Below are 1,168 nucleotides of genomic sequence, written 5' to 3' on the forward strand. Positions count from 1 at the left end.
GGCGCGGCCGGCATGGGCGCTCGCGCTTCAGGTGGACAGACCGAAGGGCCCGGGTTCCGTACGGAACCCGGGCCCTTCGGCGTGGTGTCGCAGACCTACTGGCCCGCTAGCCCTGGAAGCCCTCCAGGAGCCCCTTGAGCAGGGCGGCCGAGGTCAGTTCGGCCGGGGCCTGGCCGGCGTGGAAGAAGCCGGCGTTGTCGGCGTCCAGCTTGCGCAGGAAGTCGAAGGCCTTGGCTTCCGGGTCGCCGAAGGCGACGAACTGCCAGTGGATGCCGGGCGCGGAGGTGGCCGCGTCGGCGATCGCCTGGCGGGCGGGGCGGACGTTGTCGGGGGCGCCGTCGGTCTGGAAGACGACCAGGGCCGGGCCCTCGCCGCCGTCCTTCTGGTAGCGCTCGACGACGGCCTCGACGGCGACGTGGTAGCTGGTGCGGCCCATCCGGCCGAGTTCCGCGTGGCGGGCCTCGACCCAGCCCTCGTCGTAGGCGTCGAGGGAGAGGTCGGCGGTGCCGTCCAGCTCGGTGGAGAAGAACACCGTGCGGACGGTGGCCTCGCCGTCGAGGTGCGCGGCGATCGCGAGGGCGTGGTCGGCGAGGTACTGGGCGCTGCCGTCCTTGTAGAACGACCGCATCGACCCCGACCGGTCGAGGACGAGGTACACGCTCGCCCGCGCCCCGGCCTTCCCCTTGCCCCGCAGCACCTGTCCGGCGGCCTTGTACGCGCCTGCGAGCGCGGGCGCTTGCCGCTTGAAGTCCCCGAGCGCAACGGCGGGGCCATCGGCGTCCGCCTCCGGCGCTTCGTCGGCGTCAGCGGCGACGACCGCGACCGGCTCGGCCTCCGCTGCCTCCGCGGCAGCCGCGACCGGCTCGGCCTCCGCTGCCTCGGCGGCGACGGCGGCGGGCGCCTCGGCCTCGTCCTGCGCCTGCGGCGCGACGACGTCCGTCTCTGCGGCGACGGCCGCGACCGGCTCCGCCTCGGCTTCGTCCTGCGCCTGCGGCGCGGCAGCCTCGACCGGCTCCGCCTCCGCTGCCTCGGCGGCCGGAGCCGCCTCCTCGTCGTGGCCTTCGGCCACGAGCGCGGCGGGCTCGGTCAGAGTGTCGGCCTCCGGCACGGCCACCTCGGCCTCGGCGGCCGGAGCCGCCTCCGTCGGGTCGGCCTCGGTGGTGGCTGC

General features: G+C 75.8%; 1 protein-coding gene. It reads right to left on the reverse strand.

What is annotated here, in order from left to right:
- Positions 1-106: 106 nt before the first annotated feature.
- The coding region (locus ACWGDE_RS39110; RefSeq protein ID WP_453393843.1) for a VWA domain-containing protein at positions 107-1,168 on the reverse strand (1,062 nt) is incomplete at its 5' end.

The organism is Streptomyces sp. NPDC054956 (assembly GCF_053609185.1).